The sequence below is a fragment of the Paenibacillus roseus genome, assembly GCF_016424485.1.
Classification (GTDB): domain Bacteria; phylum Bacillota; class Bacilli; order Paenibacillales; family Paenibacillaceae; genus Paenibacillus_D; species Paenibacillus_D roseus.
The window spans coordinates 1-26,376 of the sequence record NZ_JAELUP010000052.1; the positions used below are offsets into that span (position 1 = coordinate 1).

Genomic DNA, 26,376 nt, shown 5'->3' on the forward strand with positions numbered 1-26,376 from the left:
TTAGTCCGATGGAATTCAGGACTAAGGCCGCCTAACTGATTTTTAATAAATTTACTGTCTACTTGACGGGGAGCAGTTCACATCGAACTGAGGTTCTTTTGCTATTTATGAGGGCAAAACTAGGGTCTAGAACGTATAGATGTAACGAGAGAGAAGCTTAAATTCCAATTCCCCTTTCTGTGTCTTAAGCTAAGGGAGTATTATATTTTTCACGGCTACATCAAGGCTTGTTTGCCCATGTAATGCTGCGAAAGTTGAATAAAGTTCAACATATACCTACATGATGTTACATGATATACTAAAATAAACCAATAAAATATAGTTCTTGGAGGTACTATGCGTAGATCTATATTAGGACTAAGTACACGTATTGACACTAGTCTGGAGGTCGCTGCCAGACAGCAGGCTACAGTTCGTTTGGATGGGGTCGCATTAGAAAAAAGATTACGGTTAGTTCGCTCAAGTTCTTTTGTTGAGGAGATGACTAAGTTAGATGTAAGTGGTACTGCTGCTACTAAAGAAAAGGTCCAGGAACTTATTAACAAAATAGCGATTGAATTTCCTGAATTAGCGGCAGACCAGCTTCCCTTAGGTATTGTAAGTAAGTGTTACTTAGGTGACCCTTATGAGGTTCATTCGCTGGATGCAAGATTAGCGATTCTCGAACATTATAAGCGGGGAGAAATTGTGCCGAATGGCATGGAGAAGGCTAGAAAACTAGCTATGCATCCAGGGTATGCATACATAGAGGTATTTAAAGATAAGATTTGCGCAGTATCCAAATCTGGACAGGTATCTTTTATTAAGGAGTAGATGAGAAATGTCGGAAAGAACAATCTCAACGGCTAACTTGAATCGAATTGAAAATTCATTGAGTTCAATTAACAACAATATTACGGTTATACATAATCAAGTTGCAACAGTTGAACAACAATTGGAAAGTACACAGAGTGATCTCGAACTGCTTGCAGTAGAGTTTCGTGAATATGTTCGGCAAGATGCTTTGGTTAAAAACGTACAATTGGCTGAAACTAGGTTAGTTAAGGTAAGGCAAGAGCTTGAAAACAAATACGGCCACTATGAGGATGTTCGACGGAAAGCTCTTGGAATCTTGCAAGCAGTTGACAGTAGCCTGGTGCGTAAGAGTACAATCGAGAGTGCATCTGAAGAGCAACTATTAGCTGCCCCAAGATATTGGCTTGCGCCATGTCTAATTGCTCTCTCTGCTTGGCTAAGTGACAACAAGGAACTAGCCGAGAAGGCGGTAATAGAGGCATTGCGAAGAGATGATGAGAAGACTTCTTTGTTTTTTGCATTAGTTACACGCCGTGGTGGACGATATCAGTCAAGTCGTGCTTGGCTGGAAAGATATTTGGGGCAGCAGGACCCCACTGAATTAAAAAGGGAAATTGTTGTTTTGATTGATAGTTTTTCAAATGGGATTTTTGGCCCGGAAGCTCGAGCAAAATGCGGTTTGTTGGTTAAAACCTGGTTGGAAGAGCTATCTCAAAAAGCAGGTTTTATAGAATTACAGAGAGATAAATGGAAGCAGGCGCTCTTATCACGTAAGGAAACGCTTAGTCCTGCACAATTTCCCCATTTGCAAAGATATAGTCCAACTTGGCCACAGCTTCAGGAAGTGCTTGAGGGTGCGAAGTTGCATGATATTGTATTTCAATATTTTAATTTTATACTTACACAAGAAATTGTTCCTTCTAAAAATTTGGCTTTTGCAGTAGACCAGTTGCTCGACATTTTAGTTAGCGAGTTTGATGAAGATGAGCTTCCATTGCGCAGAGAAGAAAGATTAAATGAACTTATTATAAAACAAGATGGAGATAAGAACTTGGCCCAAAATCTGTTCGTAAATGAAAAGATTTTGGAGGAGAGATTTGATTTTACTCAGTTATTAACTAATTTTTCGATGTATCCAGCCGAATCAAATGCTTCTATTGCTACTCAAAAGCTCGCAATAGCACTTTCAAAAGAATGGATTAACCATGCACATCATGATTTGACTGCCGAGAATCGAAATGCAGTACCTGTTAATGTTGAAATTACATTAGAAGATTGGACGGGAAGTTCCAGGGACGGCAGCAATGAAGGAGAATTGATTACAAGCTTAAAGCAACATATTCAATTGACAAAAGAGGATGCTTTACTTAGAAATAAACTGGGTTTTAGACATTGGTTATCCTTAACTGCTGGTATTGTTTTTTTCGTATTTGGTATAAGCACAATAGTTTTGTTGATTGTTTCAGCACTCTGTTTTTTGGTTTTCTTCAATGGGATGCGTAACGTAAAGAAGAATGTTAGTATTATCGAACAAAATTATGACGAGCTGCTCGAAAATCATCAACAGATTTTAGTTGCAGTGTTGAGTGATATCGTGGATTATCGTCGTGAATATGAAATTGAAGATGCAAATGCAAGTAAATTAGATGATTTGCTTGATCAGATTACACCAGAGCAGTATACGTACTCGACTCACGATACTGCCAGAGCTGTTATTTCGTAGAATTAATAGGAGGAATGTTTGATGTTAAATAGAAGCAGGCCAGTCTTTCAAGAAACTTTGACACAACCATCTCAAATGCAAGAGAAGCTAGATTCGAAAATTGATGAATTGCAGCGGCAAACTGTAAATCAATCGTTAGCGGAAAACTTCCCGGCATGGGATTTAAATCCTCCAGCTGTACTTGTTCGTAGACGGAGCTCAAAAATACTATGAATCCTCCAACCTATTATTCCGAATGGACGCAGCTTTTTCATCAATTGAAAAGCCATGGTCAGGAAGATGAGAAGATCATTTCTATTCTAGAAAAAGGAAGCTTGGAATGGACGTCTGGTGTAGCAGATAAAATTTTGAATTGTACCTATGAGGTAATTGAATTCAAATTGAAAAATACAACACATTTATTCCAGCAGGAATTAGACCGTTCTAATGGCGAGGAAACTGCAATTATTTCAGCGATTATAAATGCACGTTACCGTTTTGACTTGATTTATCGTATAGGCCGATTATCTATTTTTCCTGAAGAAGTCAAGGAATCTTTAATACATGTAGTGAATAAATATGTCGGAGATTCGCAGGAAGCCTTATTAGAGAGCGCAAAGCGTGATAGAACGGGGCAACTCGCTTATACAATTAGATATAACAGCCTGATACAGCAGCAAGCACAATCTCAAGCAGCGGCTGCTCATGAGCCGATCGAGCGTAGAGATGATCAATTTAAGACTAGAAGAAGGGTGCTATTTTAAATGAGTGATTTGCAAACATGCATGAAAACCATGGAGCAGTACTTAAAGGCGAGAATTCCCTTTATTTCTATACGTACTGCGGAACGCTCGCGTGCGCTTAGCTTTATAGCTCAATTATCAACAAAATTGAATTTAAATATAGGCTACCATACGTTATCTCAGGGAATGAGAGATATATCCACAAACCGGATGCTGAATGAGGATCGTTCAGTTATTGGTGGATTGGATTATGCGACGCAAAAAATCGGTCAGTTGCAAAACCAAACCTTTGTTTTTACAGAAGTTCAAGAGCTTGAAGATGACACTAGAATGGCAAGGCAGTTGCAAGACGCAGTAATGCTTGCTACAGAGACTGGAGGGGCTATTGTTGTAATTACAAATAACCCTATCTGGGGGCCGCTCCAACGCCTTGGTATGTCAATCGCCCTTTCCCAACCTAATGAAGATGAAATGCTGTTGATTATTAGGGACCAAATTCACCCCTATAGAAGCGAAATGCTTATTGAGTGGGGAGATTCGGAGGAGAGGCAAGCGGCAGCTATACTTGCAGGCATAAGTCAAATCGAAGCCGAGAATGTAATTGCGACTTTGTTGGCTAACGGAAGTATTATGAATGAGAACTTAAAGGAATTAATGCACGCTAAAGATAAAATTTTTGCTGATATTTCTGGAATTGAGCGTGTGGTTGTCAGAGAAGATTATCAAATTGGCGGACTAGATGGGCTCAAATTATGGCTTGAAGCTAACCGTCAGCTATTGACTGCAGACTTGCGTGAACGAGGCATCCGTCCGCCTAGAGGGGTTCTATTGGTAGGAGTTCCAGGTTGTGGGAAGTCTTTATCCGCTAAAGCTATTGCTTCCTTATGGAACTTGCCGTTATATCGTTTGGATTTATCTACTATACATGGACAATATTTAGGACAAAGTGAAAACCGCTTAAAAGAGGCTTTATCTACAGCTGATCATGTAGCGCCATGCGTATTATGGATTGATGAAATTGAGAAGGGGCTGGCTGGAGCCATTGGCGGAGGAGATGGGGGCACATCCACTCGTCTAGTAGGTCAATTTCTTTATTGGCTGCAGGAAAGCCTTGCCCGTGTTTTTGTGGTTGCAACTGCCAATGATGTATCCAAGCTGCCCCCAGAACTGTTGCGTAGAGGTCGTTTTGATGAATTGTTCTTTGTAGATTTGCCAACAGAGAGTGAACGTGAAGAAATAATAAAAATTTATATTGAAAAAGGATTGAAGCGAACGATATCACATGAGCTGCTACAGTCTCTGGTGAAAATATCAGAAGGCTTTGCAGGAGCGGATCTGGAAGCTGCTGTTCGAGATGTCGTGAAGCAAGCATTTGTAAAGGGCGACAATTCAATTACAGATGAAACGTTCATTAACTTTTTTAAAAATGTTGTACCCTTATCTCAAACAAGTCCTGAACAAATTGAGTCGATTCGCACTTGGGGGAAAGAAAGAGCTGTACCTGCAGGTAAGATAAATGAAGAACAAACCGTTCATGGTGTTCAGCGGTTAAGCGGTCGAAAAGTAATGGTATAAGAATCGGTTAAGCTTCTACACGGCGACCAGTAAGAAAAAAACTATTAAACAAGCTGACGTCAGGACTGTGCTGATGTCAGCTTGTTATCTTTCTTTGCGGACGAAAATTCATCATCGCCGTGTATCAAAAAACTTGACACAGCCAAAGGCGGAAGGTACATTGAAATATAAGATCAGATGAGGGGATTGTAGCTCCGTGGCGAAGTATGCTGTTATAAAGGAAGATATCCAGCGAAGGCTGTTAAATGGGGAATGGGCTGAAGGCTACAGACTGCCATCCAGTCGAGAGTTCGCACTATATTATGATTCTAGCGTGAATACAATTGAAAAGGCTATCAAAGAATTAGCGGAGGAAGGCTGGCTTATTCGGGATAGCCGCAGAGGAACCTTCATGAATAAAGGGAAGCAGTCTTTGCAAGTGGGAACGCGTCTTGTGGCTGCTTTTGTTTTCGGTATTGATAATCCAGTATGGGCGACTGCGTTGAGAGGCGTTGAAGATGTCCTGTTTTTAAAGGGATATAATTTGTTAAGTTCAAGCGATGATCGCAATCTGCAAAAGCTGGAGTCGCTTGTAAGAAGTGCGGTGGAGAGAAAAGTAGAAGGGGTTATTTTAAGCCCATTTATGAGCCAAGGACACGAAGAAATTAATGATCGAATTTTCTCTTTGCTCGAGCATAATGGAATTAAACATGTAAGTCTGGATCGCATGGTGTACAACACGGATATTCCATATGTAACAAGCGATAATATTGCGGGTGCTTATAACTTGACCAAGATGTTGATTGAGCGCGGGCATCGCCGCATATTATTTATTAAAAATTCGAATATAAGTACGGTGAATGAGCGGCTTTTGGGATTTAAACAGGCGATTTTAGACTCTAACCTGGAATACAACGATGAATTTGAAGTCTTTATTCCAACCCAATATGAAGATTTTACCGATGAATTTGATAGATACTGTGAATTTTTAAGAAAAAAAATGAAAGAGATGAGGTTCACGGCCGTATTTACCGCGAATGATCAAATTGCCGAAGCTGCTCTTCGTTCTTTCGAAAATTTGAATTATCGGATACCTGAAGATGTATCACTGGTAACGTATGATGCCGAGAATTTAAACCGTATTCATAAAGTAAATGTAACAGGGGTTAATCAACCCTTTTATGAAATGGGACAATGTGCCGCTAGACTGTTGCTGAATTTGATAGATAGCACTGAGGAACAATATTCTTATGGTCAAGTGTGCAACTCTAAAATATACATAGGGGATTCTGTTCACTCGATTCCAACCTGAATGCACTCCAAGCGTTGAGGAGAATGTTGCTTTTACCTGTCTAAGGATGGCAAAGAATGTTTGCACTTGCGTACATTTTAATGTGAAAATATTAAGGTTTATTGGATTTTTGTATTATAAATTTTGAAAAAAATCGACTTTTTTAATAATACATTGACACAGATGTTCAATAAATTGTATTGTGTATTGTAAGCGGAAACATTTGAAAATCGTTCTGCAATCCTATTGCTTATTATTAGACAGACATACATTCGAACTTTCAAAATTGGTGGTGTTAGGGTATGGAAGCTGTGGAATGGAAAAAGAGATTGGATAAGTATAAGGGGGTCTTCACAGAACCACCGAAAATAGTCCCTACGGACAAAGTTGTCGATGGCCCGGTAATTGGAAACGGCGATCTCGGTGTTACCACTAGCGGAAATCCTGAGCATCAGCGTCTATGGATATCCAAAACGGATTTTTGGAAAGCGAAGCTGATGTATCCAAATGGAGGCCCGTGCTTGCTAGGCGGAATCGATATTCATATCCCCGATCTGGCCAATGCTTCATATTACAGCGAGCAGCGGCTGAATGAAGCTAATGTCGTGTCGACATTTCATGGAGCCGCAGCGTCAGTCACCATGACCTCCTGGGTCCCCGCAACAGAAAATGCGTTAATCGTGGAGTTGAGCTGCGAAAAACAAGCGGTTTCGGTGAAGCTGGACTTGTGGGTGCATCAAGGGAATGAATCGACAACCGAGCATGGGCAATATGGCGACGTTGCATGGGCAACACGTAAATTTACCGGTCAGGATATCGAATGGCCAACTGAAGGTGTTATTGCTATGAGCTGTTCCGCGGGCAGCCATTTGTTTGAACTGCAACCGGGAACCAAACAATATATCGTTGCCTATGTAGCGACGAATCATGAAGAGGAAAACGATATACAAGAGTCAGTTGGGAAAGTAGAACGAACCGATGAGAACCGGATAGAGTCATTGCGTTTGGAGCATGTCCAATGGTGGAGTCAGTTCTGGGCAAAGTCTTCCATAGAAATCGGGGATGAACTGCTGGAGAAATTCTGGTATGGTTCCCATTACATCATGGCTTGCTGTAGCCGCAACAAGAAATTTGCTCCAGGCTTATTCGGCAATTGGATCACGACGGATACCCCTGCTTGGGCGGGCGATTACCACCTGAATTATAATTACCAGGCCCCATGGTGGGGAGTCTATTCATCCAACCACGTTGAATTGAGCGAACCGTATGATACACCGCTGATCGAGTATATGTCGAACGGCCGCCGGTATGCGGATGAATATTTGGGTCGCAAAGGACTCTATTACGATGTCGGTATTGGCCCGAAAGGTTTGCCTACTGCATTGTGTACGACGCCGTACGAGAACGGCCATATGTTTTTGGGGCAAAAAAGCAACACAGCTCTGAGTACAGTCAATATGTTGATGCGGTTTTACTATACGTATGATCTAGAGTATGCCGGTTTTGTGTATCCATTTTTGACTGAGGTTGCTGATTTTTGGGAGGATTATCTGACTTTCGAAGAGGGCCGTTACGTGATTTACCGCGATTCTATTCATGAAGTCGGAACCTATACGGAGTCGCACAGCGATGATAATTGGGACCGCGGCATGGAGGATATGAACCCTATCCTTTCATTAGCGCTTATCCGGTTGTTATTTAAAGGGCTGCTGGAAATTTCGGAACACTTAAATCTCGATGCGAATCGCCGCGAGAAGTGGAGCCATATCGTACAGCATATTAGCGCCTATCCGACGTTTGAACGTGAGGGGAAAACGATATTCCGGTTAACCGAGCAGGGGACTGAATGGTGGGAGGATAATACGTTAGCAATTCAGCACATATGGCCTGCTGGCGGGATTGGCCTTGATTCAGATCCAAAGCTTCTCGAGATTGCCAAGGATACCATTACGGTTATTAATCGCTGGACAGATTATAACGGATTCCCAACCATATTTACCGCTGCGGCACGCGTCGGTTATGACCCTGAGATTATTTTGCGCCAGCTTCGCCACCAGTGTTTGGAGCATAGCTTCCCGAACCTGTTCATCTTCTTCGGTGGAGGCGGCATTGAGTGCTGTAGCGGCGTGCCTTCGGCCATTAACGAAATGCTGCTGCAAAGTCATGAGCAGGCAATCCGATTGTTCCCTGTCTGGCCACAGGACAAAGATGCCAGCTTTAAGGACTTAAGAGCGGTTGGAGCCTTCGTTGTATCAAGCAAGCTAGCGGATGAGAACATCACGCATGTTGATATTAAAAGCGAGAAGGGCAAAACTTGCCGCATCTTCAATCCATGGCCGAACAAAGAATTCTCTATCGTAGAAGTAGATGGTGATCAACGAACGCCAATTGAATGGCAGTTGTCGGCGAACGTCATCTCTTTTGAAACACAAGCCGGCAAGACTTATACGCTTCAGTGACATTTGCAGGTCAACGACTAAGCGCCGTGACTTAATTTTTCCAAGATAAACAGGTGAATGTGCGAGGTTTTATTTTATAACAGTTGTATATACAAGTGTAGAGCAGTGAAGTTGATTATAAAAGCAGATGATCCCTGATGATGTCAGCGGTCATCTGCTTTGTTTTTTAATCGTAAGTTTAAGCGTATTGAAGACTATGCAGAATTGCATGGCCAGAACTTTGGCTGAAATGCTGTTAAGAGAACGATGGGTAATTTGTGAGATAATTGAGAGAGCCGGCGTAACTGATTCGGATAATGTAGGTTCCGGGTGGAAATACGGTATTAAAATTAATCGTGTAGTTATGGACTGTAGGATTGGTGAAAACATCCGAACGGTTGCTTTCTATAAATACCTCTGAGCCATTTTCCAGCCGGTATACGTATGCAATAATAAGGCCAACTGGGGACCCCTGGGCAAAATACGCAGTTCCGGTAATTTTCAAATTGCCTTGCCCGGTAATCACATTCGTGTTGGAGATCGGGTTAGCATTGGCGGCAGTCGCGAACGTAATGAGCATAACAGCTGACAGCATCAGAGCCATTAACTTCTTTATTTTCATAATACTCTTCCTTTCAAGGGCAGTAGTAGAAGGAAATCTGGAAGTGAATGCTGGCCAGCGTTCTATTGAGTTTTATGAACCCTTCTACTAATTATTATACTAAATATGTTATAATAAGGGAATGTTTTATTTTTTAAAATCTCTGGACCAATTACGAGCTGTTGACGCTTAATTCTCTAAAGCTTGCGGCGGGATGGGAAGCAGGGAGAAGCCTGTTGCCTTGGCCGAACAATTGCTCACGCAGGGTACCCTCCTGGTATTCCTTTCTGTAAATGCCTCTTCGCTGTAATTCGGGTACAACCAAATCAACGAAGTCTTCCAGTGTTCCAGGTGAGACTACTTGCATAATATTGAACCCGTCGAGGCCGACGTCCTCCACCAATTGCTCCATTCGGTCAGCCACCTCTTCCGGTGTTCCTACGGCCACCAGGCCCATGCTGCCAATTTTGCTTAACGACGCAATAATTTCTTTGACTGTCCTTGGATTCAGCGCATTCTTGGAGAAGCGGTCCATGGCTGATTGTACGTGATTGTTGCCTGAACCGTCAAAGTAATCCTGGGCATACGATGCCAGATCGTAACCGGAACCGGAGCTGAAGTGGACAAGCCCGCCTTCGTGCAAATAATAGGAAGTGAACTCCTCCAGCTTGCGCTGCGCCTCCTCCTTTGTCGCCCCGACAATCGGTGTCAGGCCTGTAAAAAATTTCAGCTGCGCCGGATCGCGTCCTTGTTCCTCAGCCTGTCGGCGGATGTCGGCGATCTGCTTTTTCATCAGCGCAGTATCCGTGCCGCCAATAAATATGCCTTCGGCATGACGAGCTGCGAATACTTTGCCCCGTGGAGAAGTGCCTGCTTGATAAAGAACGGGTGTTCTCTGCAAAGACGGCTCGCTCAGATGAGGACCCTGCACATTGAAATAATTGCCCTTATGCCGAATCGAATGAACTTTGGAAGGATCGGAATACTTGCGATTTTTCTTATCTGTCAGGACAGCGTCCTCCTGCCAGCTCCCTTCCCACAGCTTATAGACGACTTCCAAATACTCGTCGGCAATATCGTACCGCTCATCGTGGCCGATCATCGTATCCAGCCCAAAATTTTGCGCTGCGTTCGGGAGGTAGGAGGTGACAATATTCCAGGCGATACGTCCTTTGGTCAGGTGGTCTAATGTTGATATTCTTCGGGCAAAAGCATAAGGATGTTCATAAGTCGTGGCTGACGTCACAACAAAATTCAGATGTTTGGTCACGGCTGCCATCGGCGGAATGACCAGCGACGGATCGTTCGCTGGAATCTGAACAGCGTTGCGCACGGCCGGTTCCTTTCCCTCGCCATACACATCATAGATGCCCAGCACGTCAGCAATAAATACAGCGTCGAATTTGCCACGCTCCAGAAGTTTCGCCAGATTAGTCCAAAAGGATAGATCGGTATAGTGTCGCCGCTGATCAGCGGGATGCGACCATAAGCCATGAGCTAAATGGCCCAAGCAATTCATTTCAAATGCATTCAAGTGCAGTTGCTTGCTCATGAGTTTGCTCCTTTCCTTACAGATTAAGCTGACGTTTAGGCAGCACGCCGTTCAAGTACCAGTTGCCAACATGATACAGTTTCCAGCGGACCGGATCATGCAGGGTATGAATGCGGGCGTTGCGCCAATGGCGGTCATAATTATATTTTTCATCCATTGAAGAGGTGCCCGCCAATTCAAAGAACGCGTTCGTTAATTCGATTGCAGTATCGGTGGCAACGGCTTTTAGTGAGGCGACAAGCAGTGACGTATGCTTGACCATCTCCGTAATTTGTTCCCGCTTCTCCTCAAGTTCATTGCGGATCAGCTCATTTTCCCGGTCGATCGAGCGGGCGCATTGCTCCAGAAGCGCCTCGGCAGCGTTCAGCTTAATCCCGAGTTCGCCAAAGCGGTGCACAATATAAGCATCGTCAATCGGCTCCGACCCATTGCCCGCTTGGTTTCTCACATATTCCGCCGCATCTTCCAGAGCAGCTCGCGCAATGCCTACATCTATGGCGGCGTGCATAATTTGGGTGAATGCTCCGGAGAAATATTCCAGATCGACGGATTTCCGGTTCGAAAGCACCCACTCGTCTAAAACCTCAACTTGCTCAAACAATACGGTGCCGCTAGCCGTCGTTCGTTGACCGATACCTGACCAATCATCGATTACCGTCACGCCTGGGGCGTGACGAGGGACGAAGACCATGGTCAAATGCCCTTCATCATTGGCCGCCATGACCGGTATCCACTGGGCGAACAGCGCGCCGGTAGAATAGTACTTTTTCCCGTTTAGTACATACCCGCCGTTCTCGCTGCTTGCCAGACGGGTTTGCATGCGCAAGACGTCTTTTATTTGACTGACGCCTTTTACGCCACGCTCTGACACCGCATTGCCGAACTGCGCTCCATCCAGCACCTGAGAGAAGAAGAACGACTTTTGTTCTTCTGTTCCAAGAATTTCTAGCATTTGAATGCACATATGATGATTTTGTGGAATTTGCCCGATGGAAGAATCGGCCTGCGAGATGATTCGGAATATCTCCGTTAGCGTAACCGCAGAGACGCCCGGACCCCCGTATGCCTTCGGCACGAACACTCCGAAAAGCCCGCTTTCCGCGTACAGGCGGATTTCATCAAACGGGAGTCTCCGCTCGCGATCCCGCTGAGAGGATTCCTTGCTAATAATGGCGGCGTATTCGCGGGCGATCTGCAATGCCTCTTCGTCAGTCTGTATTCTTCTCGCAGTCAAACGGCGCTCATTGATGGATGATGTCATGGCTACGTTCTCTCCTTATCAAGTTTAATACTGGGTGGTCCTGAGATAGCTTGCCGTGTTGTTCGCCGAACAGACGCTGACGCAGCGTATGGGTGTAAGGGGGCTCGTATTCCTGGCGATAGATGCCTCTTCGCTGCAGTTCCGGTACGACCAGCTTTACGAAGTCCCGCAACGTACCGGGTGACACGATCTGCGTCAGGTTAAAGCCGTCAAGTCCGGTCTCGGCTATCCATTGCTCCATCTGGTCAGCTACCTCCAGGGGGTCGCCAACGATCAGCAGACCGGAGCTATCATAATAACCTGGAGAATAATTCACGAACTTCCGTTCGGCCTCTTCTCTGGTTCGTCCGGTGACAACGGTTAACTGACCGAACAGCTTCACATGCTCGGGCTTTCTGCCGAACGCCGCCGCCTTCCTCCGGATTTCCTCGACATCAAGCCGGATAGTATCCGGCTGATTACCTACGATGAAGATGCCCTCAGCATGCTTGGCTGCGAATTCGCGACCCAGTGTTGATGTTCCAGACTGGAAAAGCACGGGTGTGCGCTGTGGCGACGGTTCGCTGAGATGAGGTCCCGCAACATTGAAATGCGCACCCTTATGATGTATAAAATGAACCTTGTCCGGGTCGGCGTAAAGGCGGTTGCCCCAGTCTTTGACGACCGCGTCATCTTGCCAACTCAGTTCCCATAGTTTGTAGCATACCTTGAGAAACTCTTCCCCAAGCTCATGCTGGTCATTACGCCCTAACGGCTGATCGAGCCCTGGATTGTTCGCAGTACTGTGCAGCGTCGAAGTTACAATATTCCAGGCAAGCCGCCCTTTGGTCAGATGGTCAAGGGTAGAGATGCGGCGCGCAAAAGAAAAAGGCTGCTCATAGGTCGTTGAGGCAGTCAGCGCAAACCCGAGATGCTGTGTAACTGTTGCCATCGCGGCGATGACTGGCATCGGGTCATTCGCTGGCAATTGTCCGCTGTTGTGGGAGGCCGGATCGCTCTCCTGCCCGTCTGGGTCGTATACCCCAAACACATCATCAAGGAAAATTGCGTCGAACTTGCCATGCTCAAGCAGTTGCGCCAGTTCGAGCCAATAGGACAGGTCTTTGTACCGGGTGCGCTCATCTTCCGGGTGCGCCCACAGTTCATCGTTAAGATGGCCCGGACCATTCACTTCAAACGCGTTCAGATGAATTTGTTTTTTCAATTCGGGTACCTCCTTGTTTAGCGGGTTAGTCATCGGCAGCAATTACTCCTTCTTCCAGAAAAATGCATCACCATATTTTTCTCTGATGAGCTTTTTCACGTCCTCATGTTGAAACGCATTGGCTACCTTTTGAATATTCGCGTCATCCTGACTATCCTTGCGGGCGGCCAGCACAATAAAGAAATCATTGCCATAGAAGGCGCCTTCCCTAATGAGCGTATCCTTGGACGGAACCAGCTTTGCCTGCAACGCATAGGTGCTCGGCATCGCCGTCAGGTCGGAATCGTTGTACGCCTGCGGAAGCAGCATTTGATCAATCTCGACGATTTTGTACTTCTTCTTATTCTCCAAAATGTCTTGTTTCGAGCCATGAACACCGACGCCATCCTTCAGTTTGATGAGCCCGTGCTCGTTAAGGAGGGCAAGTGATCGACCGCTGTTGGCAGGGTCTGCCGGAATCGAAATCGTCGCGCCCTCCGGAACCTCATCTATGCTTTTGTATGTTTTGGAATACAATCCGAAAATTCCAGAGAAGGTGACGGTTAACGGCACCAGATCCATGTTGTTGCTTTTGTTGAATTGCTCCAGATAGCTCTCCGACTGAAAGTAATTCAGATCAATTTCCTTGTTGTTGAGCGCCTGATTCGGGATTGTCACATCCGTGAACGCCTTGATTTCCAGATTGATGTTTTCCTTCTTCAAGTTGTCCTTTACCAGGTTGATGATTTCGTTGTAGGGAGGGAAATCGACCATTCCAATTCTGACCGTGACAGGATGATCCGCCGATGCGGCCGTCGTTGTTGCTTTTGTGCCGGAGTCGGCCTGGCCGCAAGCAGCGAGCGCCGCCATCGATAGAATAAGCAATGAGATCAGACCAGCTCTTGTTTTCATGTGTACATTGCTCCTTATGAATTTACCGTTTGGGGTTGTGAGTCAAGCTGAAATCATCATGAGTAGCTGGTCGGGATTGGCCCTTTTTCATTCAGATGCCAGTTGCCGACAGTGCGAAGCTTGTAATCGGCCGGATTGTGCAGCGTGTGCGTCCGAACATTTCGCCAGAACCGGTCAAATCCAAAGTCGCGTGCAGCCGAACGCGCTCCCATCGCTTCGAAGAAGCGGCTGGTCACCTCAAGGCCGACTCTGCCTGCGAACACATTAGCGGCTGCAGTGAGGGCCGCCGCTTCGCTGCGCTCTTCCCAGGTGAGCGCGTTGCCCTTTTCCCATATCGCATCGATTTTGGCCAAGGCGCGGTCCGCCAAACTTTCTGCCGCTGCTGTCTCCGTCCAGTATTCGCCGTAATTGCGCAGGATATAGGGATCATCGGAAGCAGAATCTAGACCTGACGCGCCCCAGGCCCGGGTTTTCTCGCGAGTGTACCGTTTGCCTTCCTTCAGCGCTCCGAGCGCGCAACCGACGAAAATTTGCGTAAGCACGCTTTGTGATAAAAGCGATCCGATTGTGCTAAACGGTATTTCCGCATTAAAGATCAGGGGAGAGGTCTCTTCGGGATGAATGATCACATTATGGAAGCTGACCGTTCCGCTTCCGGTTTGCCGCTGGCCGATATGATCCCAGTCGTCATGAACCGTAATGCCTTCGCGTCTTGTGGGGATATTGCCGAAGAAATAATTCTCACGATTGTCAGAGTCGGCCCATATGAGAGTAAGCACATCAGAATCCGGCGAACCGGAGCCGAACGATTTTGACCCGTTCGCAATGAAGCCTTCGTCCGGATGATTCCGTCTTACAATGGCCAGACCTTGATCCAAAGGATTGGTGGCGTTGCCCCAGAACCAATGATGCGACGCTGATTGTTCCAGCAGCCGCTTGGCATATTCCTGATCGTGTCCGAGCAACGTATAGGAAATCGCCAGATGATGATAACCGAACAAATGGCCGAGGGATGAGTCCGCCGTGGAGAGAATGCGCGTAATCGCCATCACGGATGACCAAGGAAGTCCGAGGCCGCCCCACTTCTGCGGAATTAGCGCATTCAACAGACCGCTTTCCCGCAGGGCGTCACGCTGCGCCTTCGGTGTCCCTCCTTCCTTGTCGCGCTCGGACGCATCCGTTTCAAAATATCGGGCAAGCTCCTCCGCCTTACTTAAAAAGTCCTTCTCCGCAATAATCTGACTCATATTCATTTCTTCCTCTCTATAATTGTTTTTTCAGCTCCGCCGTTCGCTCTTTGCAGAAGCAGGCAAGTTGCCATTTAACGGTCCTTTGGGGGTTAAATATTTGGCTTGCAAATGAAAAAGCCGTCTCTTCCGTGAAGAAACGGCTCTGATCGCCCGCCCGGAAGACTTTGTTCATGAGACCTGAGGTCTGCATCAGCTGCCAGTCATCTGGTGAGCGATTCATATATTCAACTTGGCTGTGAATCCGACAGGCCACTGTCATGCCGGATGTCGACTTTGACCAGTGGGTTAACAATATGAAATATTTCTGATTATCCCTGTTGATAAAGTTGGAATTGTTCTTTATTATAGCTAATCTATTTAATAAAACAACAAACAAAATATCAAAATATGCTGGTTACCTAACATATCGCTCCCAAATCATTTAATTTCCTTGAAATAACCTATATTTACGCCTCAAATGTCTGTAATTTCCTAAAATAAAATGAAGTGGATGTTGGCAGTCAAGCGATGACCAAGCGTAAACGGCTTTGCCGTTCTTTGACGGGCAAAACATCATTTCGCCTCTCCTTGCTCTGACCGGGCAAATCGATTATGCTACCTGAAAAGGAGTGATATGGGGATGAAATATCGTAAATTGGGGCGTACCAATCTGGATGTGTCTGTCATTGGTCTGGGTACCTGGCAGTTTGGCGGCGAATGGGGGAAAGTCTACTCCCAATCTGAAGTCAACGGCATACTGGATACGGCCAAATCAGTAGGGATTAATCTGATCGATACTGCCGAATGTTACGGCGACCATTTGTCCGAGGCTCTGATTGGAGAGTATTTGCGCAACGGCAAGCGGGAGGACTGGGTAATCGCTACGAAATTTGGCCATAAATTTCATAGTCATCTCAACCGCACAGACCAGTATTCGGCTGGGGATGTTCAGCAGCAGTTGGAAGACTCGCTTCGCGCCCTGCAAACGGACTATCTCGATTTGTACCAGTTCCATTCCGGTCCGGATGAGGCCTTCGACAGTGACGAATTGTGGACAATGCTGGACAAGCAAGTACAAGCGGGCAAAATTCGTCATCTCGGCCTTTCGCTCAACAAGAAGAACAGCCTTCATCAGGTAAATTCGTCTCCTCAAATTAATGCCAGCACGATTCAAGTCGTCTATAATCGTCTCGAACAGCAGCCTGAAGAGGGAGTCTTCCCGGCTTGCATCCGGCACAACCTTGGTGTACTCGCACGTGTGCCGCTTGCCAGCGGCTACTTAAGCGGCAAGTACAAGCCGGGCGCGATCTTCCCCGACAATGATGTCCGCAAAAGTCATAACCAGGAAGAAACTTCATCGCGCCTGCGGCAGGTGCAGGAGATTCAGCAGAACGAGGTGCCGGATGGTATAGATATGGCCCGCTGGGCGCTGGCGTGGTGCCTCAAGCATGATGCGGTAACGTGTGTAATTCCGGGTTGCAAGGACGAAGCGCAAGTCAGGGCGAATGCCGCCGCGGCTGAATTGGTTGCAGAAGAGCATCCTTTAACTGTAAAGGCCCCTTTCTAACTCAATAAAGTTTCGGTTCGGAAAAAGAACAGAACCAGATAGCCATTAAAATGTGAGCAGCTTAAAGGACAGCGGTCATCAACTGCCAGTTCGAATATCGTGTTGCTGTTGCTGACGGATTTACAGGGAAGAAGCAGGTGATGGAGATTTTTGCTTACGGGACAGTGGTGCGTTTTAACTAGAGTATTTGCTTCTTGGTATGATGCTCCGTCGGAAAGCACAATAGCGGCTGCCGATGTTGCCTGGCACTGACCTGAACGATAGATAGGCCGACAATCATAACGGCCCGCAAGGCGGATACTTTGCAAAAAGTCCCCCTTGCGGGCCGCTTTTTATATTATAAGCATTTATAAATTGGGCTCAAAACCAAGATTAGTGCTGGGCCTCTCTGCCAAGCCCTAATTTTTCGGTTGAGCCGTAAATTTCCCTTTGTAAATGGCTTCTATTCCTCCGAGAAACGAAGCTTTACCCCTTTAAAGGACGACAATGCCTTTACGTTTAAGAAACAGCCCTATTCGCTGTCGTAAGACTAGCGCAAATTATTATTAGTTTAACAAATCGCGATCATTCGGATAATCTTCGGAAAATAAACATGATCTATACTCGAGTTGGGTCAAAAACAACAACAATGCCTGGACAACCCACAATAATTCACATGGGAGTGAAAGAAGGATCATGAAACCTTGGGTGAAAAAACAACTGTTTTTCGGTCTGATCATGTCTGTGTTCGTGTTAATGCTGGCAGCATGTGGGGGTACAAACAGCAAGGGTGGGGCTAACGGAGAAGCTCCAGCTCAGACGGAGAAAATCTCTGTTGCCGATCTGGAGAAGAATGCGAAGGAAGAAGGCGCGATCGCAAGTGTCGGGATGCCGGATTCCTGGGCGAATTGGAAAGATACTTGGGCGGATTTGGAGAGCAAATATTCTTTGAAGCATACAGACACGGACATGTCTAGTGCGGAAGAGATCGCCAAGTTCGAAGCGGAAAAAAGCAAACCGACCGCAGACATCGGGGACGTGGGTATCGCATTCGGTCCGGTTGCTGTAGAGAAAGGTGTAACACAGCCGTATAAAACCTCCTATTGGGACGAGATTCCGGCATGGGCCAAGGATAAGGATGGACATTGGATAGTTGGTTACCAGGGCTCCATCTCCTTCCTGACCAATACGAAGCTGGTTTCCAATGCGCCTAAGAGCTGGGAAGACCTGAAGAACGGCAACTATAAAATTATCGTGGGCGACGTTACAAAAGCGGCGCAAGCACAAATGGCGGTACTCGCTGCTGCAATCGCATTCGGCGGAAATGAGTCTAATATTGAGCCGGGTATCGCGTATTTCGAGGACCTTGCCAAGAAAGGCCGTCTGTCCAATGCCGAAGCCAGCTTGGCGAACATTGAGAAGGGCGAAGTGGAAGTAACTCTGCTGTGGGACTTCAACGCGCTTAACTACAGTGATCAGCTTGGCAAGGAAAAGTTCAACGTCTCCATCCCGAAAGAGGGCAGCGTCGTGAGCGGCTATGCGACAATCATCAACAAGTATGCCCCGCATCCGAACGCAGCGAAGCTGGCGCGTGAATATATTCTGAGCGATGCCGGACAAATCAATCTGGCCAAAGGCTATGCAAGACCGATTCGTGAAAGTGTCAAGCTGCCGGACGATGTAGCGGCCAAACTGCTGCCTAAAGAACAATATGCGAATGTGAAGCCTGTAGGCGACTACAAAGTATGGGAAGAGACAGCGAAGAAAATACCTCAGCTGTGGCAAGAACGTGTACTTGTCCATATGAACTAAACAAGCATGTCATATGCCTTGCAAGGGAGTGTCTTCATCTTCAGGCCGGAGACACTCCCTTGCTTTTAATTGAGGACTTGCTCTTGGAGGATGGGAAGGACATGAAACGGAGAAACCGGTGGATTTTTGCAGGGCTGATTCCCTTTGCGATTATGATCGCGGCGTTTCAATTGGCACCGATTTTGTCGATGTTAACAGGCAGTGTTAAAGCAGAGAAAGGTGCAGGCTTTACACTTGAGTATTATACGAGGGTGTTAACCAGTGATTATTATCTGAAAGCGATCAAGAACAGTTTAATGATTTCCGTTACTTCAAGCATTGCCGGGATTGTAATCGGCCTTTTGTGTGCTTATTCCATTACGCGATTCGCGCCGAGAGTACGCGACCGTCTGCTGATGCTATCCAATATGACGTCGAATTTTGCAGGTGTGCCGCTCGCCTTTGCTTATATTATTCTGCTTGGCAGCAATGGCGTGTTCACGCTGTTGTTCAAACAGTGGGGATGGGATGTATTCGCCAGCTTTGACTTGTATAGCTGGACAGGACTGATTCTGGTCTATATTTACTTTCAGATTCCGCTGGCGCTGTTGCTGCTGTATCCTTCCTACTATGGTATCCGCGAACAGTGGAAGGAAGCGGCTTCCCTGCTCGGAGCAAGCAACTGGCAATTCTGGAGAACAGTCGGGATACCGGTTCTGATGCCGGCGGTGTTCGGGACGATCGGCATTTTGTTCGCGAACGCTATGGGAGCCTATGCGACAGCTTATGCGCTCGTTGGCGGTAACTATAATCTGTTGGCAATCCGGATCGGTTCGCTGGTAGCAGGCAATGTCATCAATGAGCCGCAGCTTGGCAATGTTCTGGCTGTTATTTTGGCGCTGACGACTTTGCTGGCCGTCTATCTCAACCATAAGATGACTCAGCGCAATCAATTGTTCCAGTCGGGACCTGCATCTGTTTCGGCGCGCAAACACCGGAAGCGACTGCGGCTATGGGCGCCGGTCGTGAAGGAGGAGCTCTAATGGAAAATGTGAAGAAGGCCGGATGGACGCATCGCGTCGTTGTAACCGTGCTTATGGTATACTTGCTGCTTCCGCTGCTGGCTACCTTCCTTTATGCATTTGCCAAGGAGTGGCAGGCGACGATATTGCCAGAGCGCTGGACGCTGGAGTGGTTCAGTCAATTGTTCGGAGATGTTCGGTTTCTGGATGCGTTGTGGAAATCCTTTTACTTATGTGCCATCAGTGTAGCACTCAGTCTAGTTGTCATGCTGCCGGCGGTGTTTGTCATTACCGTGTATTTTCCGAAATGGGAGTCCTTTATGAAAGGAATCGTCGTCCTCCCGTACGCTGTCCCCGGCGTAGTCGCCGCAGTAGGACTCATCCGGGCGTATTCCCAAGGACCGATTAATATCGCAGGAACAGCCTATATTTTGATTGGCGCGTATTTCATCGTCATTCTGCCTTATATGTATCAGGGGATACGCAACAGCTTGCTGACCGTATCTGCGGTCGATCTGCTGCACTCGGCGGAGCTGCTGGGCGCAACCCAGACGAGGGCTTTTATCAATGTCATTCTGCCGAACATATGGCCGGGCATTATTACCTCGACGCTGTTGTCCTTCTCCGTATTATTTGGTGAGTTTGTACTGACTAACATGCTGGTAGGCGGGCATATTCAGACGATTCAGGTGTATTTGTATCAGCGTCTCGGGGAGAGCGGGCATTTGGCGAGCGCCATTGCGATTTCGTATTTCCTGTTTATCCTCGCGCTGTCCATGATCCTGATGAAGCTTGGCCAGAAAATGAACAGGGGGATTGAAGGATGAGCGCCTATCTGGAACTGCAAGGCATCCGCAAGCAGTTTGGAGATGCCAATGTGCTGAATCATGTGAATCTGAAAATCGCCGAAGGTGAAATGGTAACCCTGCTGGGTCCTTCTGGATGCGGGAAGAGCACATTGCTTCGCTGCGTCGCCGGCCTGACGGAAATTGATGAGGGGCAAATTATTTTGGCGCAAAAAAATATTGTCCATGTTCCGCCGCGCAACCGGGAAATCGGGATGGTCTTTCAATCGTATGGACTGTTTCCGAATATGACCGTCAGTGAGAACATTGAATACGGCATGAAGATGAGAGGGGCTTCCAAGGAAGAGCGGCGCAAACGCTCGGATGAACTTCTTGCCATTGTTGATCTTGAGGATAAACGGCATCATTACCCAAGGCAGTTGTCCGGCGGTCAGCAGCAGCGCGTGGCGCTCGCCCGCTCGCTGGCTGTTCAGCCGAAGGTGCTGCTGCTGGATGAGCCGCTCAGCGCACTGGATGCCAAAATTCGCAAAAGCTTGCGGACGGAAATCCGCGAGATTCAAAAACGGTTTAACATGACCACGATATTCGTTACCCACGATCAGGAAGAAGCGCTTATTGTATCTGACCGGGTATGTCTGATGAATAAGGGAAATATCGTACAAGAGGGAACGCCGGAGGCGATCTATACGACGCCGCGCACAGAATTCGTTGCTCGGTTCATGGGCAGCTATAATGTGCTCACTCGTCCCGAGGTGCTCAGCCTGTTCGGTCAAGTGGATAGCGGGTCGGAGAGCTTCGCCATTCGTCCCGAATCTGTCGTCCTGCTGAGCGAGGAGACGCGCAGCGAAGCTATTGGTACAGGAAAGCATATTGTGGACGGTACCGTCCACTCGACCACGATACTTGGCAACGTGCTCCGCTATTCGGTTCTAGCTGCAGGTGTGAGACTGACGATTGATGCGCTCAATGACAGCCGTTCGCTGCGAGTTGGCCAGAATAGTCCGGTCAGCATTGCGCTCGATGCTTCCCGGCTCTTGCATTTGGAGAAGGAAGGAGCGTAAGCGCAATGTCAATTTCATCGGAAGAACGCAAACGAGTCATCACAGAGCAATTAAGACTTGAAGGACAGGTTAAAGTCACTGAACTGTCGTTGCGTTTGACCATCTCGGAGGAAACCGTCCGCCGCGATCTGGTTGTGCTGGAGCGGGAGGGTATCGCGAGGCGTGTGTATGGCGGGGCAGTGCTCCTTAAGCCATTGAGTTATGAACCGCCCTATTTGCAGCGCCAGCAAGTGAGAGCGGAGGAGAAGGCACGGATCGGGCGCGCTGCGGCGGAGTTGATCGAATCCGGCGATACAATTTCTATTGATGTCGGGACAACGACACTGGAATTGGCCAAGGCGATTGCCGGACGCGAGCGGCTTACGATCCTAACGAACTCTGTAGCGGTTGCCTATCATTTGATGGAGGCTGTCAGCAGCGGGAAGTTTTCCGGCAAAATTATTGTCATTGGGGGAGAGTTGAACCCGGAGCAGCAGTCGATCTCTGGTCCGCTGGCCGAGGGTGCAATCTCTCAGTTCCGTGTGGATAAAGCGTTTATTTCAGTCGGCGGCATTTCCCTGGAACGAGGCATCAGCGACTACGATCTGGATGAGGCCGTGATGTCCAGACGGATGATGGAGTCCGCAAACCAGACGATTGTGCTGGCTGACGACTCCAAGCTCGACAAGGAAGCCTTTACGGAGGTTGCCCCTTTGCATAAGGCTAATTTTATTGTAAGTAATATTCCGGCTCCGAAGGAATGGGCAGTCATGCTCAAAAGCCATCATGTTCATTGGATCGAAGCTAAATAAGGGGGAGTATGATGGGGAAGTCACGTCAAAAGCTCATTGTCGTTGTTCTGGATGGATTGAGATATGATGCTGCGCGCAAGTACTTGGGGTATGTAGAGCATCTGGTGGAACAGGGGATAGCGAGCTGTTATCCAGTTCAATCCGAGCTTCCCAGCCTCTCCCGCCCCCTATATGAGGTCCTCCTCACAGGCACCCCGGTTGCACGAAACGGTATTGCCGCTAACCATGTGGTGCGGCTAAGCCATGAACAGAGTGTATTTCATTTGGCATCACAGGCAGGTCTGACCACGGCTGCGGCGGCCTATCATTGGGTTAGCGAATTGTACAACTCCGCGCCCTTTAACCTGATTGCCGACCGTCATCAGCATGATGCAGACAAGGCGATTCAGCACGGAATATTTTACTTTGAGGATCATTATCCGGACACGCATCTGTTCCTGGATGCTGAATACTTGCGTACGACATATGACCCGGATTTCTTATACATCCACTCGATGAATATTGATGACGCTGGACACAAGCATGGCGGAGAGAGCAAGCAGTATGAAGGTGCTGTACGCATAGCTGACGGCATCCTCGCATCACTTGTTCCTTTATGGACAGCGCAGGGGTATCAAGTAATTGTCACCTCCGACCATGGGATGAATGCCATGGGGCAGCATGGGGGCACAGAGCCGGAGGAACGCAATGTGCCGCTGTATGTGTGGGGCGGCCTGCCATTCGATGCGGCGCCGAATGAATGGGGCGCATTGTCTCAGCTGATCATGGCTCCCCTGATGTGCCGCTATCTTGGTATCGAGCCGTCCGCGGCGATGATTGATCCCGCAGTTGGGCAAAGCAGGTAACTTTACGGGAATGAGAACATTAGAATGGAGGGCGGCCAATGAAGGTTGACATGCATTTTCATCTTGAAGAAGGTCCTTATTCACTGCGATGGCTATCGCGCACCGTCCAGGCGCTGGCCTCCACGGAATTCGATTTGGCTGATCAATTCGGGCGTAGCAGCCTTGAATATATTGAACATGTCTCTAACCAATTGAGCAGTAGAATGCAGCAGGGCTGCTTTAGCGAGGAATGGCTGGATCGTTATCTGACAACAGGGCGCGCCAGGGGCATTCAGGCGTTCGGCGTCGTGGATCATCTATATCGCTTCCGGGAATGCCGTCCCTATTATGAAAAGCATATGTTGCTGGATGATAGCGAGATCGGCAAATTGCAGAGAAAGTGGCTGGACCAGGTGTGTGTGGCGTCGATTGCGGATTTCGTGAATTTTATTTCGGAAGCGAAGAAAACCCGTCCCGACCTGGCGCTCGGGATTGAGGCGGATTTCTTTGAAGGCGGCGAAGAGGAACTTCGGGAGCTGCTGGCAGGATATGAATGGGACTATATTATCGGTTCTGTACATTTCTTGGAGGGTTGGGGTTTTGATAATCCGGAGACGCGGTCGGAATTTGACCATTTGGACCCGCTCCCCACGTACGCCAAATATTTCGAGTTGCTGCGTCAGGCTTGTGCCTCAGGTCTGTTCGACATTATTGCCCACCCGGACAATCTGAAGGTCTTTGGCTTCCGCCCGGAGAATGAGCAAGAGCTGCTTTCCCTGTATCATTCGGTAGCGAAAGAAATGATCGCAAATGGCGTAGCCACTGAAGTCAATACGGGGCTTGCTTACCGCTACCCGATTGAGGAGAGTTGTCCAAGTCCCATGTTCCTGTCCGTAATTGCAGAGTACCATGTTCCGATTACACTATCGTCGGACTCCCATTTCCCTGATGATATTGGCACCCTGCTAGATGAGGCTGCCGCTGCTGTGACCGAGCGAGGGTACACCGAATTGACGATATTTAGAGAGCGTAAGCCAATTAAGCTAGCAATCGGGAATTAAGCAAATAAATAGTTCAGGATCAAGAACTTCCATCTGCATACAGCAGATTGGGAGTTCTTTTTTTAAAATATAAGCATTTATAAGCTCAAAACCAAAATTAGTGGTTGATCACTAGGTGGAGGGGACGCTGCGTGGCAGAGGATTCTTCCGATCGCTGTTAAAGCCCGATTCCCTTATAGGATAGAGGCTAGCAGGGGGAATCGGGCTTTCAAGGCGACCACGTTCGTTTCTCCAGAATTCCTCTGCCCCTTCGCTGCTATCTATCTCCTCGATGTCAACCACTAATTTTCAGGTTGAGCCTTTATAAACGTTCTTTTTATAAATGGCTTCTATTTCTCCGCGAAACGAAGTTTTTGCCCGTCAAAGGACGGCAAAGCCGTTTACGCTTGTCCAAATTTCCCTTTTATATAGAACCTCTTTATATACTAATAGCAATAATCTATTAGACAGTTTACAGGAAAAAAAGTTAAATTTATACTCATATCAAACTTTTCCAATTGGATTAATTATTATTATCTGGAGGGTTGTCTCAATGAAAAATAATTATCGGATCACGTTGCTTGGGTTTTTAGCTTCACTGGTTCTGTTGTTATCCGCCTGCGCTTCTAGTTCAGCTCCACCTGCTCCTGCTCAGGTGTCGCCGCAAGGAAGTACGACTCCGACAGAAGCCAAGGAGAAGCCGCAAAGCGAGAAAGTCGTTCATATCGGGATTGTCAATGCCCCCATCACCTTGAATCAGATTAATAACCAGGGCGACTCGGCTTCTGATAACGTACTTGCACTGCTGAATGATTCGCTGCTCGATATTAATGAAAAATTCGAGTTCCTGCCCAAGCTCGCCCAGTCCGTGGAGACAAAGGACAGTCAAACTTTTGTCATCAAGCTCGATCCGGCAGCCAAGTGGAACGATAATGAGCCGTTCACAACCGCTGATGTCGCCTTTACGCTTCAATTGGCGCTCCATCCCAAGGTGGAGAGCAATTTCCGGCTGAACTTTATCGAGGGGTTGAATGATACGGGCAAGCTGGATGAGGGAACAGCAGAAATTAGCGGCTTGCATATTATCGATGACCATACGTTCGAGGTCAAGACGAAAACACCGATTGATCCGCTTATTTTCAAGGAGCGCTTCGGGACCAAAGTATTCTTTTTGCCCAAACATGTGTTGAAGGATATCAATCCTGAGCAGCTTGCCACCCATCCCTACTTCCAGAAGCCCGAGGTGACGATAGGCGCTTTCAAGTTTGCAAGCTTTGCAAAAGGGCAGTACGCCGAAGTGGTCAAAAACCCCAATTATTATCGGAGTGTCGCCAAGCTGGATAAAATTTTTATCAAGGTATTGCCCGCCACGAATCTTGTCGCCCAGCTGCAAACCGGCGAAATTCATATGAATTCCATTCCTGTTGGATTAATCCCCATTACCGACTATGAGAAGGTCAAAAGCTTTTCCAATATCGAGCTGACCTCTGGCAATCCGTCCGTACCGCCTGAGCTGTTCTTTAATGTCGAGAAAATCAGCGATCCGAAGGTGCGTCAGGCTATTGCCTACGCGCTCAACCGCGGCCTGATTGTGGAACAGTTGTTAAAAGGGCAGGGCGAAGTCATCCACGGTGGAATCCCCAGCTATCACCCTTATTTCAACCGTGAAATTAAGAACTATGCATACGATCCGGACAAAGCGAAGCAGCTTCTGCAGGAAGCCAAATGGGACAACGGCAAACCGATCACCTTCCTGGTGCCGGTAGGCAACAAAATCCGCGAACAGGCTGCAGATATACTGGTACAAAATTTGAAGGATGTCGGGCTCAAGATCGACGTGCAGAAGTTCGATTTCGCGACATTAATCCAAAAGGTTCGTCAGGGCGAATACGACCTGACTATTTTTACACGCGATCTGTATATCGAGCCTAGCTCATACTTTACGCTGTTCAAAAGCAGCAACCCTGGCAACTTCCTCAAGTATAAAAATCAGCAGGTGGACGAGCTGATTGCCCAGGGTGAAACGGAAGCCGATCCGGCAAAACGGCATGATATTTATAACCGCCTGCAGGAAATTTTGCATCAGGATTTGCCTGCACTGGCTGTTTATTCAGAGAAGCGGCTGCTCGCTGTTTCCAAGAAAGTAGCCGTCGGCAAACCGCTTGATCTTGGAACGTATAACAATGTCAATGAGTGGGACTTGAATCCTTAACACTGCGGAAGATTACGCGAAA

At 47.4% G+C, this 26,376-nt stretch carries 21 protein-coding genes; 15 read left to right on the forward strand and 6 right to left on the reverse strand.

The window, feature by feature from the left end:
* The first annotated feature begins 336 nt into the window (after positions 1 to 336).
* The 6 genes from JFN88_RS10945 (at position 337) to JFN88_RS10970 (ending at position 8,544) form a co-directional block, all read left to right on the forward strand.
* A complete protein-coding gene (locus JFN88_RS10945; protein WP_199019335.1) occupies positions 337 to 813 on the forward strand; it encodes a hypothetical protein in 477 nt (158 codons plus the stop codon).
* A gap of 7 nt (positions 814 to 820) precedes the next feature.
* Positions 821 to 2,518, forward strand: coding sequence for a hypothetical protein (locus JFN88_RS10950; RefSeq protein WP_199019336.1), 1,698 nt, complete (start codon positions 821 to 823; stop codon positions 2,516 to 2,518).
* Positions 2,519 to 2,727: 209 nt separating this feature from the next.
* Positions 2,728 to 3,261, forward strand: coding sequence for a hypothetical protein (locus JFN88_RS10955; protein ID WP_199019337.1), 534 nt, complete (start codon positions 2,728 to 2,730; stop codon positions 3,259 to 3,261).
* A complete protein-coding gene (locus JFN88_RS10960; protein ID WP_199019338.1) occupies positions 3,262 to 4,815 on the forward strand; it encodes an AAA family ATPase in 1,554 nt (517 codons plus the stop codon). It abuts the gene before it with no gap.
* A gap of 196 nt (positions 4,816 to 5,011) precedes the next feature.
* Positions 5,012 to 6,106 (forward strand): GntR family transcriptional regulator, encoded by a 1,095-nt coding sequence (locus JFN88_RS10965; protein WP_199019339.1) that lies wholly within the window; start codon positions 5,012 to 5,014, stop codon positions 6,104 to 6,106.
* A 281-nt stretch (positions 6,107 to 6,387) separates the two neighbouring features.
* Complete coding sequence (locus JFN88_RS10970) at positions 6,388 to 8,544, forward strand: glycosyl hydrolase family 95 catalytic domain-containing protein (protein ID WP_199019340.1); 2,157 nt, start codon at positions 6,388 to 6,390, stop codon at positions 8,542 to 8,544.
* A gap of 235 nt (positions 8,545 to 8,779) precedes the next feature.
* Here JFN88_RS10970 and JFN88_RS10975 read toward each other — a convergent pair whose 3' ends face one another.
* From JFN88_RS10975 to JFN88_RS11000, 6 genes are all read right to left on the reverse strand, one after another.
* Entirely contained in the window at positions 8,780 to 9,145 is a 366-nt protein-coding gene (locus JFN88_RS10975; RefSeq protein ID WP_199019341.1) for a hypothetical protein, read from the reverse strand.
* Between the two features lie 151 nt (positions 9,146 to 9,296).
* Positions 9,297 to 10,676 (reverse strand): LLM class flavin-dependent oxidoreductase, encoded by a 1,380-nt coding sequence (locus tag JFN88_RS10980; protein WP_199019342.1) that lies wholly within the window; start codon positions 10,674 to 10,676, stop codon positions 9,297 to 9,299.
* Positions 10,677 to 10,692: 16 nt separating this feature from the next.
* On the reverse strand, positions 10,693 to 11,937 hold the full coding sequence (locus tag JFN88_RS10985; protein ID WP_199019343.1) for an SfnB family sulfur acquisition oxidoreductase: 1,245 nt from the start codon (positions 11,935 to 11,937) through the stop codon (positions 10,693 to 10,695).
* On the reverse strand, positions 11,918 to 13,141 hold the full coding sequence (locus JFN88_RS10990; RefSeq protein ID WP_199019344.1) for an NtaA/DmoA family FMN-dependent monooxygenase: 1,224 nt from the start codon (positions 13,139 to 13,141) through the stop codon (positions 11,918 to 11,920). The genes JFN88_RS10985 and JFN88_RS10990 overlap by 20 nt, the downstream gene beginning before the upstream one ends.
* Before the next feature lie 42 nt (positions 13,142 to 13,183).
* On the reverse strand, positions 13,184 to 14,032 hold the full coding sequence (locus tag JFN88_RS10995) for a MetQ/NlpA family ABC transporter substrate-binding protein (protein ID WP_199019345.1): 849 nt from the start codon (positions 14,030 to 14,032) through the stop codon (positions 13,184 to 13,186).
* 56 nt (positions 14,033 to 14,088) lie between these two features.
* Positions 14,089 to 15,279, reverse strand: a complete 1,191-nt coding sequence (locus tag JFN88_RS11000) for an acyl-CoA dehydrogenase family protein (RefSeq protein WP_233167704.1) — start codon at positions 15,277 to 15,279, stop codon at positions 14,089 to 14,091.
* Positions 15,280 to 15,901: 622 nt separating this feature from the next.
* On the opposite strand from JFN88_RS11000, the gene JFN88_RS11005 reads away from it, so the two are divergent.
* The 9 genes from JFN88_RS11005 to JFN88_RS11045 all read left to right on the forward strand — a co-directional run bounded on the left by JFN88_RS11005 (position 15,902) and on the right by JFN88_RS11045 (position 26,354).
* Positions 15,902 to 16,828 (forward strand): aldo/keto reductase, encoded by a 927-nt coding sequence (locus tag JFN88_RS11005; protein WP_199019347.1) that lies wholly within the window; start codon positions 15,902 to 15,904, stop codon positions 16,826 to 16,828.
* Positions 16,829 to 17,503: 675 nt separating this feature from the next.
* Complete coding sequence (locus JFN88_RS11010) at positions 17,504 to 18,619, forward strand: ABC transporter substrate-binding protein (protein WP_199019348.1); 1,116 nt, start codon at positions 17,504 to 17,506, stop codon at positions 18,617 to 18,619.
* 101 nt (positions 18,620 to 18,720) lie between these two features.
* Entirely contained in the window at positions 18,721 to 19,641 is a 921-nt protein-coding gene (locus JFN88_RS11015; RefSeq protein ID WP_199019349.1) for an ABC transporter permease, read from the forward strand.
* Positions 19,641 to 20,447, forward strand: a complete 807-nt coding sequence (locus tag JFN88_RS11020) for an ABC transporter permease (protein WP_199019350.1) — start codon at positions 19,641 to 19,643, stop codon at positions 20,445 to 20,447. The genes JFN88_RS11015 and JFN88_RS11020 overlap by 1 nt, the downstream gene beginning before the upstream one ends.
* Complete coding sequence (locus JFN88_RS11025) at positions 20,444 to 21,487, forward strand: ABC transporter ATP-binding protein (protein WP_199019351.1); 1,044 nt, start codon at positions 20,444 to 20,446, stop codon at positions 21,485 to 21,487. Before JFN88_RS11020 ends, JFN88_RS11025 begins: the two co-directional genes overlap by 4 nt.
* A 5-nt stretch (positions 21,488 to 21,492) precedes the next feature.
* Positions 21,493 to 22,278 carry a DeoR/GlpR family DNA-binding transcription regulator gene (locus JFN88_RS11030; RefSeq protein WP_199019352.1) on the forward strand — a complete coding sequence of 262 codons (786 nt, stop codon included), beginning with the start codon at positions 21,493 to 21,495 and terminating at the stop codon, positions 22,276 to 22,278.
* Between the two features lie 11 nt (positions 22,279 to 22,289).
* The gene (locus tag JFN88_RS11035; protein WP_199019353.1) at positions 22,290 to 23,123 is read left to right on the forward strand and encodes an alkaline phosphatase family protein; all 834 of its coding nucleotides are present in this window, start codon (positions 22,290 to 22,292) and stop codon (positions 23,121 to 23,123) included.
* 38 nt (positions 23,124 to 23,161) lie between these two features.
* Positions 23,162 to 24,163: a PHP domain-containing protein gene (locus tag JFN88_RS11040; RefSeq protein ID WP_199019354.1), complete on the forward strand. Its 1,002-nt coding sequence runs from the start codon at positions 23,162 to 23,164 to the stop codon at positions 24,161 to 24,163.
* Between the two features lie 532 nt (positions 24,164 to 24,695).
* A complete protein-coding gene (locus JFN88_RS11045; protein ID WP_199019355.1) occupies positions 24,696 to 26,354 on the forward strand; it encodes an ABC transporter substrate-binding protein in 1,659 nt (552 codons plus the stop codon).
* Positions 26,355 to 26,376: the final 22 nt, after the last annotated feature.